General features: G+C 68.6%; 15 protein-coding genes and 2 pseudogenes. 6 read left to right on the top strand and 11 right to left on the bottom strand.

The annotated features are described in order from the left end of the window. Positions 1-580 precede the first annotated feature (580 nt). Positions 581-1,111 (bottom strand): hypothetical protein, encoded by a 531-nt coding sequence (locus ADBZ6I_RS02915; RefSeq protein WP_526380677.1) that lies wholly within the window; start codon positions 1,109-1,111, stop codon positions 581-583. Next, positions 1,108-1,563: pseudogene (locus ADBZ6I_RS02910) on the bottom strand (recombinase family protein); the annotation flags it as partial. The gene ADBZ6I_RS02915 and the pseudogene ADBZ6I_RS02910, both read right to left, overlap by 4 nt. Between ADBZ6I_RS02910 and ADBZ6I_RS02905 the strand changes: the two are divergent. Beyond that, positions 1,563-2,024: pseudogene (locus tag ADBZ6I_RS02905) on the top strand (PHP domain-containing protein); the annotation flags it as partial. The pseudogenes ADBZ6I_RS02910 and ADBZ6I_RS02905 overlap by 1 nt on opposite strands. A gap of 3 nt (positions 2,025-2,027) precedes the next feature. Here the strand turns inward: ADBZ6I_RS02905 and ADBZ6I_RS02900 are convergent. The 5 genes from ADBZ6I_RS02900 to ADBZ6I_RS02880 form a co-directional block, all read right to left on the bottom strand. Next, entirely contained in the window at positions 2,028-4,766 is a 2,739-nt protein-coding gene (locus tag ADBZ6I_RS02900; RefSeq protein ID WP_526380675.1) for a penicillin-binding protein, read from the bottom strand. A 70-nt stretch (positions 4,767-4,836) separates the two neighbouring features. Then, positions 4,837-5,319 (bottom strand): ribonuclease E activity regulator RraA, encoded by a 483-nt coding sequence (gene rraA, locus ADBZ6I_RS02895; RefSeq protein ID WP_526380673.1) that lies wholly within the window; start codon positions 5,317-5,319, stop codon positions 4,837-4,839. A gap of 11 nt (positions 5,320-5,330) precedes the next feature. Next, positions 5,331-5,690 (bottom strand): hypothetical protein, encoded by a 360-nt coding sequence (locus ADBZ6I_RS02890; RefSeq protein ID WP_526380671.1) that lies wholly within the window; start codon positions 5,688-5,690, stop codon positions 5,331-5,333. A gap of 81 nt (positions 5,691-5,771) precedes the next feature. Further along, positions 5,772-6,290 (bottom strand): copper resistance CopC family protein, encoded by a 519-nt coding sequence (locus ADBZ6I_RS02885; protein WP_526380669.1) that lies wholly within the window; start codon positions 6,288-6,290, stop codon positions 5,772-5,774. After that, positions 6,290-6,943 carry a DUF6474 family protein gene (locus ADBZ6I_RS02880; protein ID WP_526380667.1) on the bottom strand — a complete coding sequence of 218 codons (654 nt, stop codon included), beginning with the start codon at positions 6,941-6,943 and terminating at the stop codon, positions 6,290-6,292. The genes ADBZ6I_RS02885 and ADBZ6I_RS02880 overlap by 1 nt, the downstream gene beginning before the upstream one ends. Positions 6,944-7,144: 201 nt before the next feature. On the opposite strand from ADBZ6I_RS02880, the gene ADBZ6I_RS02875 reads away from it, so the two are divergent. Genes ADBZ6I_RS02875 through ADBZ6I_RS02865 form a run of 3 tightly spaced genes read left to right on the top strand, consistent with a single transcriptional unit; the run spans position 7,145 to position 9,597 of the window. Next, entirely contained in the window at positions 7,145-7,960 is an 816-nt protein-coding gene (locus ADBZ6I_RS02875; RefSeq protein ID WP_526380665.1) for a hypothetical protein, read from the top strand. Between the two features lie 24 nt (positions 7,961-7,984). Beyond that, positions 7,985-8,476 carry an ImmA/IrrE family metallo-endopeptidase gene (locus ADBZ6I_RS02870; protein WP_526380663.1) on the top strand — a complete coding sequence of 164 codons (492 nt, stop codon included), beginning with the start codon at positions 7,985-7,987 and terminating at the stop codon, positions 8,474-8,476. Continuing rightward, complete coding sequence (locus ADBZ6I_RS02865) at positions 8,473-9,597, top strand: hypothetical protein (protein ID WP_526380661.1); 1,125 nt, start codon at positions 8,473-8,475, stop codon at positions 9,595-9,597. The genes ADBZ6I_RS02870 and ADBZ6I_RS02865 overlap by 4 nt, the downstream gene beginning before the upstream one ends. Positions 9,598-9,616: 19 nt before the next feature. Here the strand turns inward: ADBZ6I_RS02865 and ADBZ6I_RS02860 are convergent, their stop codons facing one another. The 4 genes from ADBZ6I_RS02860 to ADBZ6I_RS02845 all read right to left on the bottom strand — a co-directional run bounded on the left by ADBZ6I_RS02860 (position 9,617) and on the right by ADBZ6I_RS02845 (position 11,998). After that, positions 9,617-10,015 carry a transcriptional regulator gene (locus tag ADBZ6I_RS02860; RefSeq protein WP_526380659.1) on the bottom strand — a complete coding sequence of 133 codons (399 nt, stop codon included), beginning with the start codon at positions 10,013-10,015 and terminating at the stop codon, positions 9,617-9,619. Between the two features lie 371 nt (positions 10,016-10,386). Then, the gene (locus ADBZ6I_RS02855; protein ID WP_526380657.1) at positions 10,387-10,917 is read right to left on the bottom strand and encodes a peptidase; all 531 of its coding nucleotides are present in this window, start codon (positions 10,915-10,917) and stop codon (positions 10,387-10,389) included. Positions 10,918-11,079: 162 nt separating this feature from the next. Further along, the gene (locus tag ADBZ6I_RS02850; protein WP_526380655.1) at positions 11,080-11,703 is read right to left on the bottom strand and encodes a superoxide dismutase; all 624 of its coding nucleotides are present in this window, start codon (positions 11,701-11,703) and stop codon (positions 11,080-11,082) included. A gap of 148 nt (positions 11,704-11,851) precedes the next feature. Then, on the bottom strand, positions 11,852-11,998 hold the full coding sequence (locus tag ADBZ6I_RS02845; protein WP_526380653.1) for a hypothetical protein: 147 nt from the start codon (positions 11,996-11,998) through the stop codon (positions 11,852-11,854). A 502-nt stretch (positions 11,999-12,500) separates the two neighbouring features. On the opposite strand from ADBZ6I_RS02845, the gene ADBZ6I_RS02840 reads away from it, so the two are divergent. Continuing rightward, positions 12,501-13,598, top strand: coding sequence for a DUF4328 domain-containing protein (locus ADBZ6I_RS02840; protein ID WP_526380685.1), 1,098 nt, complete (start codon positions 12,501-12,503; stop codon positions 13,596-13,598). A 4-nt stretch (positions 13,599-13,602) separates the two neighbouring features. After that, positions 13,603-14,424, top strand: a complete 822-nt coding sequence (locus ADBZ6I_RS02835) for a glycerophosphodiester phosphodiesterase (protein WP_526380651.1) — start codon at positions 13,603-13,605, stop codon at positions 14,422-14,424.

Raw genomic sequence — 14,424 nt, 5'->3', positions numbered from 1 at the left:
CGTCGGGCGGGGTGTCTATCGCGGGATTCGCACCAACCAGCCGCTGGGGTAGCGGGTGGGGTCGACCTCGCACCCGCCAGGCCGACGATGCGCGCTCGTTGTTGGAGGGCGCGAGGCGACCGAGGTAGCGCTTGCATGACTTGGTAGATCAGAAGACAGCTGTATCTTCTTGGCCGATTCGGACACACCGCGGCCAGCGCGGCGTGACCTCGGCCGTCCAGCGGCTCCAGGTGTCCCAGAACTGTGTGTCTGTCGCGGTTGGCGGGTGGTTGGGGGTTTTGGAACAACCCCCAGATGCCACCCTTTCCCGATAGAGGCGATGTTTCCGCGGGTGAGCGGGTGGGCTGTCAAGGCCGTAGCCGCGTAGCGGTCGGCCCGTGAGCCGAGCCTTGACAGGCCACCCGCCCGCGGCACAATCTCCGCTATCGGGGGAGGGTGGCGCCGCAACAGCGGCGTCGTCAACGAGATAGCGGTGTGCCCTTGCGTTGATATAGTGGCTTTAGCCTGTTGCGCTGAGCTTCAGGAAGTGAGCCCGACAGTGTTCCGGACGGTGCGCGGTCGGGTTTCGCGCTGTCTGGGCTCAGATGCGCTTGACGGTCGTCACCGGGCTTACGCGCTGTCGCCATTCACCGCCTCGCGCCCAACACCATGCGATCGCATCGGGGATCGTCAGCAGCAGCTCTGATTTCGCGCGTTGATGCTGGTAGCGCACGCTGTCACGGTGCCCGGATGCATGGACCAACTCGACGAGCTGCCGCCGATCCCAGCGGACCAGTGTGTCGTCTTGCTCTATGACCAGCAGGGTCGGCTGGTTTGGCGCGATGTCGTCGATGATGGCGCGCAGACAGGCTGCGCGAGCGGCGCGGTCGTCGTCGTAACGGCGGCCGGCGTCATAGACGGTTGCGCTGACTCCAGCGGCGATCACCGTGTCGATGATGGCCTTGCGGCGGACGTCGCTTTCTTTGGCCATGTGGATACGCTGTTGTCCGCGAAGAACCAAGCGGCGCAGGTCTTTACGCACCGCGTCGACATCGGGGCCGAGATGCGCACTGGCTACCAGCACGTACCCACGTTCCTTGGTTTCGTCGATGTAGACATGCCAGGTGGTCACGCGCTCCGGTCCTGTAGGTAGCGGTAGGCGGTGGCGCGGCCGATGCCGAAGGCGGCGGCAAGTTCGGCCACGGGTTCGCCGGTGGCGGCCAAGCGGCGCAGTTGCTCTTGGCGCTCGGGGCTGAGTTTGGGCGGTTTGGTGGCGGGCACGCCGCGGGCCCGGCGGGCGTGGCGTGATGCCGCGCGCCGTTCGCGGCCGAGTTCGAGTTCGAGTTCGGCGAGAGTGGCCATCATCGCAGCGACCGCCCGTCCGGTGGGGGTGGCGGTGTCGATGCCTTCGCGTAAGGCGCGCAACAGGATTCCGCGCTGCCCAAGGTCGGCGATGGTACGGGTGACTTCGGCCACCGAGCGGCCGAGGCGGTCGATCGCGGTGACGATCACGGTGTCACCGTCGCGGGCGTAGTCGAGCAGGGCCGCCAGGCCCGGCCGGTGGGTGCCAATGGCGCCGGAGAGACCAGAGCCCCGAGCTGCTGGACCGGCTCGACATCGTGGTGGCCAGCGTGCATTCGAAACTGGCCATGGACCCCGCGGCGATGACGCGGCGGATGATCCGCGCGGTGTCCGACGGCCACGTCACCGTGCTCGGGCACTGCACCGGCCGGCTGGTGACGGGCTCGCGCGGGAAGCGCCCCGAATCACGGTTCGACGCCGAGGCCGTCTTCACCGCCTGCCGGGATCAGCACACCGCCGTGGAGATCAACTCCCGCCCCGAACGACGTGACCCGCCGACGCGGCTGCTGCGGCTGGCCGACGAGATCGGGTGCTCGTTCGCCATCGACACCGATGCGCACGCCCCGGGGCAGCTGGACTTCCTCGGGTACGGGGCGCAGCGGGCGCTGGACACCGGCGTGCCCGTCGACCGGATCGTCAACAGCTGGCCGGTCGACCGTCTGCTGGCCTGGTCGGCCGGCTGACCGCTACGGCGGGGGCGGCGGCAGCCCTGGCGGCGGCGGCAGCCCCGGCGGTGGGGGCGGCGGCGGCAGCCCCGGCGGCGGAGGCGGCGGCGGAGGCGGAGGCGGCGGCGGAGGCAGTGGTGCCGGTGGCGGAGGCGGTGGTGGCGGCGGAGGGATGAACTCCGGTGCCGGGGGCGGCGGGGGCGGCAGCGGAGCCGGTGGTGGCGGGGGAGGAGCCACCGGGATGGTGATCGGCGGCAGGCCCGGAATGTTGATGATGTTGACGCCCGGTGGCGGCGGTGGCGGCGGTGGCGGCGCATCGGCCGGCGGTGGCGGTGGATTGTACCGCGGTGTGTACGAGTCGTTGTCGTCGTTGTTCGGCGAGTTGTTGTAGTTCGGGCTGTAGGTCGGCTGCGGGACGTAGGTCGGGATGTAGGTCGGTGCGTACGTCGGCGGGGGCACCACACCATTGCTGATGTTGATCGTCACCACCGAGCCCGGCAGCAACGGTCCGCTGGGGTAGGTGCCGATCACCGAACCCTTGGACGCCGTGCTGTTCAGCTCGACAGGAAACTCGGCCACCTGGAAACCGGCGTCGATGATCCTCTTCTTGGCCCGATCCAGCTTCAGTCCGGAGACGTTCGGAACCGGCACCGGCGGGGCACCGTCGACGTAGCGCGGTTCGGTCGGCGGCAGGGTAACCGGGCCGAAGCTGGACGCGAGCGGGCTCATCGCCAGGAACCAGGTCTGGGCCGGGGAGGTGCCGCCGTAGAGATCGCCCTCGCCGCCGCATTTGCGCAGCGGGAAGGCGCACAGCGCCGCCGGGGTCGGGGAGTCGTCGAAGACGTAGCTCGTCGCCGCCAGCTGGTTGGTGTAGCCGAAGAAGGCCGACGACCGGTGCGACTCGGTTGTGCCGGTCTTGCCCGCCATCGGCAGGCTCCAGCCGGCCGCGCCGGCTGCCGGGGCGCCGGTGCCCGTCGTGGTGTCCTTCGCCATGGCGTTGGTCAGCGTATGGGCTAGACCCGGCGGCACCGCCTGCTCGCATTTGGCGGTCGGGACCTCGACCTCTTTGCCGTTGCGGTCGAGGACCTTGTCGATCGGGTTCGGCGGGCACCACACACCACCGGAGGCCAACGTGGCCGCGACGTTGGACAGCTCCAGGGGGTTGACCTCGAACGGCCCCAGGGTGAACGACCCGATGTTCTCCCGCTTGATGTAATCGGCCAGGCTCTCGTCGCTCTTGGGCACATAGTCGCGCGCGGTGCCCGGTTCGGCGTAGGAGCGCAAACCCAGCCGCACCGCCATGTCTACCGTGCGGCCCACCCCGACCTGCTGGATCAGCCGGGCGAATGCGGTGTTGGGGGACAGCGCCAGCGCGTCGCTCATGCTCAGCGGGCTGCGGTAGCCGGTGGCGTTCTTCACGCACCAGGTCTTGGGCGGGCATCCGGGAGTCTGGCTGTCACCAAGATCCTTGCCGGCGAAGTATGGCGGCACGTCGAGCAGGGCGTTGATGCCCATGCCCATCTCCAGGGCGGCGGCGCTGGTGAAGATCTTGAACACCGACCCCGCGCCGTCACCGACCAGCGTGTAGGGCTGCGGTTGGACGGTTTGACCCGCCTCCAGCTTCAGGCCGTACCCGCGGTTGTTGGCGATGGCCAGAACCGGGTGGGAATCCTTGCCGGGCCGGATCACCGTCATCACGCTGGCCACGCTGTCCAGGGTTGGACTGGCCACCGCGTTGATGGCGTCTTTGACGCTGGTCTGCACCTTCGGATCCAACGTCGTCTTGATCAGGTAGCCGTTGCGGGCGACGTCCTCCTTGCTGATGCCCGCCTTGGCCAGGTACTCCAACGCGTAGTCGCAGAAGAAGGCCCGGTCGCCGGCGGCGATGCAGCCCTGCGGCAGTGAGGCCGGCTGCGCAAGGACGCCCAGCGGTTGGTCCTTGGCCGCCCGCAGCTCGTCGGCGCGATCCGGCACGTTCTCGATCATGGTGTCCAGAACGAGGTTTCGCCGGTCCAGCGCGCCCTGCGGGTTTGTGTACGGGTTCAGCGAGGTGGTGGACTGCACCAACCCGGCCAGCAATGCCGACTGCTGCCAGTTCAGCTGCGACGCGTCGATCCCGAAATACGTGCGGGCGGCCGATTGAATGCCGTAGGCGCCGTTGCCGAACGGGACGAGGTTGAGGTAGCGGGTGAGGATCTCCGCTTTGGTCAGTGACTTGTCCAGCGCCAGAGCCATGCGGATCTCGCGCAGCTTGCGCGCCGGCGTGGTCTCCACCGCGGCTTGCCGCTCGGCCTCGGTCTCGGCGTTGACCAGAAGATTGAAGTTCTTGACGTACTGCTGCTCGATGGTCGAGCCGCCGCGGGTGTCGCCGTCCGCGCCGTTATTGAGGAACCCCGCCAAACCGGCCAGTGTGCCCTGCAGATCCACACCGTTGTGAGCGGCGAACCGCTTGTCCTCGATCGAGACGATGGCCAGCTTCATGGTGTCGGCGATGCGGTCGGTGGGCACCTCCCAGCGCCGCTGGACGTAGATCCAGGCGATCGGCTTGCCGTCGGCGTCGACCATCGTCGTTACCGCCGGAACATCGCCGTCGACGAGATCGGCCGAGCCCTGAGTAACCAGATCCGAGGCGTGATTACTGGCGACGCCGAGACCACCGACCACGGGGAACAGCAGCCCCGCGAGGAGGACTCCGGCCAGCACGCAGAGCAACGCCAGCTTGCGCACCGTCGGCCGCGTCGGGGGGTACTCGTCCGACATTCCGCTCACCCTAGGCGGAAGGGGGCCAACGGTCCAATGAAGTTACGAGGCCGCGACAGAACTTTGGTTCTCACGATGTCGTGACGACGACGATGCCGTCGTCGTCGCTGAAGGCCACGTCGCCCGGCCGGAACTCCACCCCGCCGAGGGACACCACCACATCCCGGTCGCCCGAGCCGGACTTGGTGCTCTTGCGGGGATTGGTGCCCAGCGCCTTGATGCCGATGTCGAGGGTGCGCAGGGTGGCGGCGTCCCGGACCGCCCCGTTGAGGATCAGGCCGGCCCAGCCGTTGGACCGGCCCAGTTCGGCGATGACGTCGCCGACCAGGGCGGTGTGCAGGGAGCCGCCGCCGTCGATCACCAGCACTCCGCCGTTGCCCGGCTCGGAGAGCACTGACTTGAGCAGCGCGTTGTCCTGATGGCACCGGACGGTGGTGATCGGTCCGGCGAACTCGGTGCGGCCGCCGTATTGACGGAACTGAACGTCGCAACTACGGACTTCCGGGCCGATGTCGTCGACGAGGTCGGCCGTCGGCCGGAAGGTGACCGTCATGAACGACGTTCTCAGCCGCGCCGGAACCGGCTCAGCACCACGGCGAACAGTCCGCCGGCAGCCAAGCCGATCGAGAACGGAATGCGGTGCCCGGATTCCTGCATGGGGCGGGCGCTGTTCTCCGGCGGAGGCACCGGAATCGGGTGCGGCGTGCTTTTCTTCGCGGGAGCCTTCTTCGCGGGAGCCTTCTTCGCCGGAGCCTTCTTCGCGGGAGCCTTCTTCGCCGGAGCCACGCGTACTGTCGCCGCCTTCTTGGCGGGTGCCTTTTTGGCAGGTGTCTTTCTAGCGGGGGCCTTCTGCGCGGGCGCCTTTCTCGGCGGGGGCGGTGTCGCGCCGTCGCCGTTGTCAGGCCGGCCCTGCGGATCTGCCATCTACCGCTCCTCGGTCTGCCGCGCGGCCGTTCACCGCACGTCGTAGCTGCCCATCATGCCAGGGGTTACTTCGCGTCCGTGCTACCGGTGTTCGCCCGATCGCCGGCTGCGCACTGTCCAGGTAAAGGCTATGGCCCCTAGCGCCGCCGCACCAACGGCGAATGGCCACAACGTAATCCGGCCCGGTGAGGCCGGTTTAGCCGCGGCCGGACCGGGTGTGCCGGTACTGGGCACAGTGACGGTAAACGACCACGACCCCGTGACGACGTGCCCGTCGGCGGAGGTAACACGGTAGTTAACGGTGTAGCGCCCCGATGGCCCGAGTGGACGGACCGCCACGCTGGCGGTCCTGCCCCGCACCTCCGGTTCCCCGGACGACCAGAGGTTGCCGTCCGGCCCGACGACCGTCAGGGCCGCGAACTCCGGCTGCAGCTCTTCGTTGAACGTGGCGGTGACCCGGGCCGGTCCGGTCTGCACCGTCGAGTCGGCGGCCGGTTCGGTGGCGGTCAGCGCCGTGTGAGCGGCCGCCGGCGGACTTCCGGTGAGCACGCCGAGCGCCAGCAGCGCTGCCACCAGGCAGCGCAGCAGCCCGGCCGGCACTAGAGCACGCCGAGGCGCGCCAGCAGGTCGGCCTCGATCCCGTCGAGTTGGGTTGCGATCGAGGCCTGGGCGGCGCGACGGCGCGGGCCGGGCATGTTCTCGGCAGCCGGAACCGCCGCCGACAGCGCAGCCAGCCGATCGGTGATCGCGGCCACGAACTGACGGGTCTCGGCGTCGTCGTTGCGCTGAGCAACCAAACGCAGGGACTGCTCGGCCCCCGAAATCCGCGCCGACAACCGGCCGCCCGCCCCGGAGAACTGGCCCAGTGCGGTGATCGGCACGCCCAGCCGATCGGCGCGACGTTCGTCGATCACCCCGCGGGCGGCGATGGCGGCCCGGTAGGCGACCGGAACCACGACCGGGGCCAGCATCCGCGACGCCGTCATGGTGCGCTTGATCCGGGCCGGCGCGAGCAGCTTGCCCTGCTGGGCTGCCCGCAGCTTGGTCTCGGCCACCTTCACGGCGGTCCGGTCACTGCTCTGCTGTGCTTTGAGCTGGGACTTCGTTGCCTTCTCGTCCGCGCGCAGGGTCGCCTTGATGCGCTTGCTCTCATTCTTTGCGGAGAGCTTCGCCTCCATCTTCGCCTTCGCCTTGAGGGCTCGGGCTTCGGCGCGTCTGGTCGCGCGGCTTTTCCGCTTCGTGAACAGGCCCATCGCGGCTGCCTTTCAGTTCGGTTACCGACTGGTCGGTGGACGGCTGAGTGCACAAGTTCGTGCCGACTGGGCTAGACCCTATCGCCCGAACCGAGTGCTGATTTGCCGACCTGCGGATATGCCACAATTGATCGGATTGGAGCAAACCCAGCGCCGCACCAGGCGCCCGTTGATGTCGGGGGACGTTCGGTGAACCGGTCGGTGATCAGTTGGACGATCGCCGCTGGCGTGCTGTGCGCCGCCCCCGGCATCGTGGCAGCGCCGGTCGCCGTGGCCGGACCGGCCCAGCCCGTCGCGAGCAACGACGCGGACGCGGGGCCCGGCGCTGGCACCCCGGCACGCGGTCCCCGCAACCCGGGCCGCGGCGGCAAACCCTCCGCCGACGGCACCGCACCTGCCCGGACGGCACCAGGTTCACTGTCGCTGTGGCCCTGCCCCTGGCCGGTCATCCCGCCGGTGGCCCGCCCCGAGACCGAACCCGAAGCCGGCGGCGCCGTCCCGGCCGTGCCGGTCCCGATTGTTCCGCCGGTGGCACCGCAGGCGCCGATCGCCGAAGATATCGAGCTGACCGTTCCCGACCTTCCCGCGCCCGGCCTGCCTGTCCTCCCAGCGCTGCCCGCGCCCGAGATTGGTGCGCCGATGGCGCCGCCGCCGGTGCTGGCTCCGGCGCGGATGCCGCAACCGCTGCCCGTCGCGGCAGCGCCGAACCGCGCGGGGCCGGCCGCACCGGCGCCGCAGGGGGCCGCGGCGTCGCGGGCCCCCGTCGCCCGGGCCGTCCCGCCCGCGGCTGTGCCGTCGCCGCCCGCGCCCCCGGCGGCGGCCGCGGCCGATGCGGGGCAGGGACTGGGCTATCCCGAGGCACTGCCCAACGCCGATGCCGTCGCCCTGGCCGGCAACGCCCTGCCCGGTCTGGCCGTCATCCTGGCCATGACGGCGGTGGGCGGGCTGGTCGGCTACCGGCAGGCCAAGGCCGGGTCGGTGTTGCGGGCAGCCGGGGCGGGTCGGTTCCTGCAATGACCGGCGGCTCCAGAGGAACGCGACATGGCCGCTGACCGCCGGGTGACCCGGGCCGTCAACGACGTGCTGGCGCTCGCACCGCGCCGGGGCGAGGTGTCGGTGCCCCGCCTTATCGCCGCTGTCGGTGCCCACCGATCGCGGCCCATCGAGATCACCGCCGCCGAACTGCCTCCCGGAGTTTCCGGCCAGTGGCGGCAGTACGCCGACCGCGACGAGTTCCTCATCCAGGACGGATTGCCGACCGCCGATCGCACCCTGGCCCATGAGTTGGGCCACCTGGTGCTCGGACACGACGGCATCCCGGTCACCGAGCTGGCCAGGGACACCGCGGAAGTGGCCAGCGACGACCTGATCAGCTACATGCTCAATCAGCGCACCGGTTGCATGGGACCCGGCGGGGAAGACGTCGAGCAACAGGCAGAGGATTTCGCCGCCCTGCTGCTCTACCGGCTCGGCCGGCTGCGCAGCGACCGTGCCTCCATCGTCCAGGTGCGCCTCGGAGAGGCGTTTGGTTGATCGTCTGGATCATCGCCGGATTACTGGGGATGGCGACCGGGCTTCGGATCGGTTGGGCGCTGGTCAACCAGAAGTCGGTGGTCAGCAGCGCGATGATCGTCGCCCTGGGCAACCTTGCGATCGTGGCCGCGCTGAACTGGCCGCCGCTGACGCTGCTCGTCGACACGGCCCTGCACTGGCCCAACATCTCCGTCGGCTTGAGCCAGGTCGCTCTGGTGGCGTCGGCGGCGGGAAGCTTCGTGATGATCACCTCCGTCGCGTCCACCCGGAGCGCGGAGACCACCCGCCGGCTGGCCGTGGTCCAGTACTGCGTCGCGGCGCTGGTCGCCGCGGTGACCCTGGCGCTTTTCCTCGCCGACGGGCGGGAGCCGGAGATGACACCCACGGAGTACCTCGCCCACAACCTGGGCTTGGCCGGCGAAACACTGGACTGGCTGATCCCGCTGCTCTACGTCGTGCTGGCTCTGACCGTGGTGGCCTGGGTGGGAACGCGGCTGTCCAACGCCAGCCGCCGCGGGCGGGCGCTGCTGCTCTTCACCGCCGGCATGGCGCTGCTCGTCGCGGCCAGTGCGTTCTTCGTCGGCCGCGCGGTGGGCCGCAAGAACATAGCGAGCGTCGGGACCGCCGCCGCCCTGCTGGTCTGTGCCATGGCGATCGTCGCGGCGGGAGCGCTGCTGCCGGCGGTGGAGGACTGGATCGGTGCGCGCCGCGAACTCCGCCTCATCGAGCCGCTGCGCCAGGAGATGGACCGTCGACATCCGGACATCGGCATCGGAGTACGTCCCCGGGGACCGCTGGTGTTCCGGGTCGCCGAGCGCCTGTCGCTGATCTCCGACGCCCTATATCTGGAGGGCATGCGTGCCCAAGAGCCTGATTCGGTCAGCGGACAGGACACCGGTCCGGACACGGTGAGCGCGGCTGAGCAGGCCCGTGTCGTGGCGCAATGGATCAAAGCGGGCGACGCGGACGCCTTCCCCGGTCGCCGATGGTTACGTCAGCCGGCGGACTGTTCGGACAGGGACTGGATCCTGGAGATCGCCCGCCGGTACCGCGCGCTTGACGGCGAAAGTCCGAACAACGTCGCCGGTTCGGCGTCGCGGGCCGGCACAACGTCAGCCTGAAGAGATCAAGCCTGAGAAGTCAGGCGTCGAGCCGCTCCCGCCGGCGCAGCTCGTCGACCTTCTCCACCACGTCTTGCTGTGCTTCCGGAGAGAGGCCGACGGTCCGCGAGGCGATCCGGCGGACGCCTTCGTCGCGCATGTGCGCGAGCCAGGTCAGTTCTTTGTCCAGCTTCTCGTAGTACTCGTCGTCGGTGAAGTACTCGGGCTTGATCCGGAAGAAATTGGCAAGCGCCGTCATCGTCGTCGACGACGGATTAGTCCGGTTGCCCGAGCGCAACTGGGAGAGGTATGGGGCCGACATGGTGACGCCCTCGGCCTTGAGTGCGGCGATCACTTCCGCTGACGTGTGCGGCCCACGACCCGGCGGGTAGACCGTGTCGAAGAGACGGTTAAGTCGAGCGGCGAACGTCGTGCTCATCCTTGGACCTCCATGCTTAACGAAGAGCTCTCACACCTTCAACGTATTTGCTGACCAATGTACAACGCGGTCGTCCGAACATCCAAGTGCAAACTCCCGAATTAACACGCGTCTTTAATTGACGAGGTGGGCAGCAAATAAACCTCGATAGCCGTAACCGCAGGCTGGCGACGCCGATCCGGCCGAGATGGACGGATAAGCAAGCTTATGGTCAGGTTTACTGGGTTAGCCGATCCCGACCGATACGCCGACCATGAGCCGATTTGTCGTTGCGTCCGGCAACCACCTGCGTGCAGGGCTAAGCGATTTGCTACCTTCCCTCAGTAAAAGCACAGCTTTTCCTCAGGTTGGCAAGGTTTGGGATGACCGGATCAGGCGGCGAGCAGCATCGCCAGGATGGCGGTGTCCGGGTGGCTGATCGGGTCGACTCCCACCCGGCTGATCATGTTGGTGACGGTGCCGTCGGCCTCTGCTTCCACCCACGCGGCGCGGTGCTCTAGGCCCAGATGGGGAAGGCCGGGCAGCAGTACGCATCCCGATGCCGCGCCGGCGCACTCCGGCAGCGACGGTGTGGTCTCCGACGGTGGATGCAACATCATCAACGCCGGTGGCTGACGATCGGCGAAGTGGCCGGGCAGAACGGCAGAGGCGCCCACGACGGTGCCCTCGGCCAGGACCAGACCCACCGTGCCGGGCCGCGGCTGGTCCGGCAGTTCCTCGCGGACGCCGAAGATCGTCGTCGTAGACAGCAGGCCGGGCAGCGATGCCACCCGCACCGCCTTGATCAGCAGCTGAGCCCACTCCTTGGTCGAGTTCGGCCAGCGGCCGGACACCACGAATCCCTTGAGGGACCCCCGGGAGTGAAAAGGGGCGATCTCGATCGGGCGCCCAGCGTTCTCCATCTCGGCCTCCGCACACCTCATTGACTAGCCCAGTGCGACACGACAGCGGGTCGATTGGGCCAACAGCATGGGGCACACCAGCGTTGGCAGACAAGGGGAAGGGACTGCTAAAAACGAAACGGGGCACCGCGATGAACGCGGCACCCCGTCTCGGCAGCACTCTCAGCCGAAGATCAGGCCCTTGGTCTTCGAGGTGGCCGCGGCGTAGCGGTTCTGGACGTCCTCCCAATTGACGACATTCCAGAACGCCGTGACGTAGTCGGCCTTGACGTTCTTGTACTGCAGATAAAACGCGTGCTCCCACATGTCGACCTGCAGCAGCGGGATGATGCCGAGCGGCACGTTGGCCTGCTGGTCGTACAGCTGGAACGTAAGCAGCTTGTCGCCCAGGCTGTCGTAGCCCAGGACCGCCCAGCCCGAGCCCTGCAGACCGTTGGCGGCGGCGGTGAACTGCGCACGGAACTTGTCGAACGAACCGAACGCGTCGTCGATGGCGGCGGCGAGCTCACCGGTCGGCTTGTCGCCGCCGTTGGGTGACAGGTTCTTCCACCAGATCGAGTGGTTCACATGACCGCCGAGGTGGAAGGCGAGGTTCTTCTCGTTCAGGAAAATGGCCGCATGGTCGTCGTTGGCCCGAGCTTCCTCGAGCTTGGCGACGGCAGCGTTCACGCCCGCGACGTAGGCGGCATGGTGCTTGCTGTGGTGCAGTTGGTTGATTTCCCCCGAGATGTGCGGCTCCAGAGCGCCGTAGTCCCAGTCCAGATCGGGCAGGGTGTATTCAGCCACGAGATTCCTTCCTTTCGGTGCCTCGCGCCAATCTGCGACGGTGCGGACCCGCGCCCACGCGTTGACGTCATTGACGTTATTGACTCTATTGACACCACGTGGCGCAGGAAACATCGGCCTGGCCGGAACGCCGCTCCCGGCAATCAGCTCAGAACATCACCAGGAGCGCGAGAACGCACAGCAGGACCACCGAGATGATCGCGGCACGCAGTGCCGCGGCCGCGTAGGAGCGGCCGGATGTCGACGGCGACCACGGCGACCGCGGCCCCGGGGCAGAGTTCAACGGGGCGAACATCTACAGCGTCCTGATCATCAATTTTTGACCCCCGACCCGCGGCGTGTTTCCAACCAGCGGCGTCTCACCGCGCCGCTGACCGGAATGATATCCGGCCGAGCCGGAGGGTTGCACAGTTTTCGGGATGCACAGTGTTTAACCCAGGACGCACAGTCGGTCCTGCGTGTCGCCCGGCGTGTCGGTGCGGCCTGCGGTCCTACCGGAAGGGCCTGACGATTTCGCTAACCGGTGAATCGTCGTCTTGGCTGCCGCGCGTCGTTACCGGCGCGTTATCCACAGCGGATGCGGCTATCAGGCCGATAGCCGTTTATTCGTGATGTGAACAATGTGGATAAACCTGTGGAAATTGTGGATAGGCGTTTCGTTGCTGCGCTGGCCCGTGGCTTCATCAGGCACTTAGTGTCACAATAAGTCGTTTCAGACCGTCGGTCCGGTCGCTCCGACGTCGCGTGGGGTTGGCGTTATCCCGGGGTACGGCCCGGGCGTGACTAGGCTGGTCGGCGTGATTCAGGTGTGCTCGCGGTGCGGGACACGGTGGAACGTGCGGGACCGTCAACGCTCGTGGTGTCCGCGCTGCCAGGGCGCCCTGCTGGCGCCGCCCGGACAGCCCGAGCCGCGGCCGCCGGCCGCAGCCGCCGGCCGGCCCGCACCGGCCCCGTCGTCGGCTCCGCCTGCTGCGCCGCCCCGTTTCCGCTGGATCGCGGTACGCCCGGGGCCGCCGCCCCCGCCGCGGCCCCGCCGCCGGCCGCTGGGCCCAACCCCGCGCTACCAGTACATCCCGCGGTGGGGACTGGTCGACCCGATCACGCCCGCCGCGGCCCTCGACAGTGCGGCTGCGCGGAAGGGCGCGTCGGCGACGGCGGCCCGCGCTGCCCTGGTGGCCGCCGGGGTCGTGTTCGCGGCAGCTGCCGGTGTGCATGTCGTGCGCTACCTGTTGCTGCTCATCAACCGCACCACACTGCTGCCGCCATTCGTGGCGATCGGCTCGCTGCTGAGCGGGGTGCTGGTGAGCCTGGCGGCTCTGATCGCCGTCATCGCCGCGGCGGTGGTGCTGACGTCGTGGCTCATCGGCCGGCGTGCGGCCGCTTTCGCGGTGCACGATCAACCGGATCCGCGGCCCGAGTGGGCGCTGTGGGCCGGCTGTCTGATCCCGGTCGTCAACCTGGTGTGGGCGCCGGTGTTCGTGCTCGAACTCGCCCTGGCCGAGCGGTGCCACGCGCGGCAGCGTGGACCCGTCACCCTCTGGTGGATCGGCTGGGTGGTGTCCTTCCTGCTCTGCGGCTGGGCCATCTGGACCAGCCGGGCGACCGACGCCCAGGGCATCGCCGACAACACGGTGACGATGATCGTCGCCTATCTGGCAGGTCTGGCCGTGCTGGTTCTGGTGTGGCGGGTCTTCTCCGGCTTCTTCGACAAGCCGGTGGACCGTCCCCTGCATCGTTGGGTGGTCGTCGAACCCGGGACGGCGGAGATGGCCGAACGCGACCCGCACGTCGTGGCGGGCTCCGAAGAGTCGTACGACCTTCCAGAAGGCAGCTCCGGCGCCGACTCCGGGTCTGACGACACTGTTGAGTCCAGGGACCGGGAACCGGCAGCATAGGCCTATGTCGACGGCCGACGAACCGCTCGGGGAGCACCCCTTCGTTGTGGCGCACCGCGGCGCGTCGGCGGAGCGGCCCGAGCACACTCTGGCCGCCTATGATCTGGCGCTGCGGGAAGGTGCCGACGGCGTCGAATGCGACGTGCGGCTCACCCGCGACGGGCATCTGGTGTGCGTCCATGATCGCAAGGTGGACCGAACCTCCAGTGGAACCGGACTGGTCAGCGATCTGACACTGGCCGAGTTGCGCGAATTGGACTGGGGCACTTGGCATGGCAGCTGGCGATCCGATGGCGGCGTCGCCGACACCGGCCTGCTCACCTTGGACGATCTGCTGAACTTCGTGCTGGACTGGAACCGGCCGGTGAAGGTGTTCATCGAGACCAAGCACCCGGTGCGGTTCGGGGCGCTGGTGGAGAACAAGGTCCTGGGCCTGCTGGACCGTTTCGGGCTGGCCTCCCCGCGATCGGCCGACCTGTCCCGCGCTGTGGTCATGTCGTTCTCCGCCGCGGCGGTGTGGCGGATCCGTCGCGCGGCACCGCTGCTGCCGACGGTGCTGCTCGGCGACGCCTCCCGATATCTGGGCGGCGGGGCCGCGACAACGGTCGGTGCCACCGCCGTGGGCCCGTCAATCGCCACCCTGCGCGATCATCCCGAACTGGTGGACCGCGCCGCCGCCCAGGGCCGGGCCATGTACTGCTGGACCGTCGACCACTACGAGGACGTCGAATTCTGCCGCGCTGCCGGGGTGGGCTGGATCGCCACCAACCATCCCGGCCGGACGAAGGTCTGGCTGCAGAACGGGCGCACCGGCCCGCGGGCCTGA

The organism is Mycobacterium sp. (assembly GCF_044342925.1).
GTDB lineage: Bacteria > Actinomycetota > Actinomycetes > Mycobacteriales > Mycobacteriaceae > Mycobacterium.
This window is presented reverse-complemented; position numbering and strand designations above follow the sequence as displayed.

Coding starts and splice junctions, on each gene's coding strand:
- ADBZ6I_RS02900 (WP_526380675.1), bottom strand. CDS start 4,766: ATGTCGGACGAGTACCCCCCGACGCGGCCGACGGTGCGCAAGCTGGCG.
- rraA (WP_526380673.1), bottom strand. CDS start 5,319: ATGACGGTCACCTTCCGGCCGACGGCCGACCTCGTCGACGACATCGGC.
- ADBZ6I_RS02880 (WP_526380667.1), bottom strand. CDS start 6,943: ATGGGCCTGTTCACGAAGCGGAAAAGCCGCGCGACCAGACGCGCCGAA.
- ADBZ6I_RS02870 (WP_526380663.1), top strand. CDS start 7,985: ATGGCCGCTGACCGCCGGGTGACCCGGGCCGTCAACGACGTGCTGGCG.
- ADBZ6I_RS02845 (WP_526380653.1), bottom strand. CDS start 11,998: ATGTTCGCCCCGTTGAACTCTGCCCCGGGGCCGCGGTCGCCGTGGTCG.
- ADBZ6I_RS02890 (WP_526380671.1), bottom strand. CDS start 5,690: ATGGCAGATCCGCAGGGCCGGCCTGACAACGGCGACGGCGCGACACCG.
- ADBZ6I_RS02860 (WP_526380659.1), bottom strand. CDS start 10,015: ATGAGCACGACGTTCGCCGCTCGACTTAACCGTCTCTTCGACACGGTC.
- ADBZ6I_RS02835 (WP_526380651.1), top strand. CDS start 13,603: ATGTCGACGGCCGACGAACCGCTCGGGGAGCACCCCTTCGTTGTGGCG.
- ADBZ6I_RS02855 (WP_526380657.1), bottom strand. CDS start 10,917: ATGGAGAACGCTGGGCGCCCGATCGAGATCGCCCCTTTTCACTCCCGG.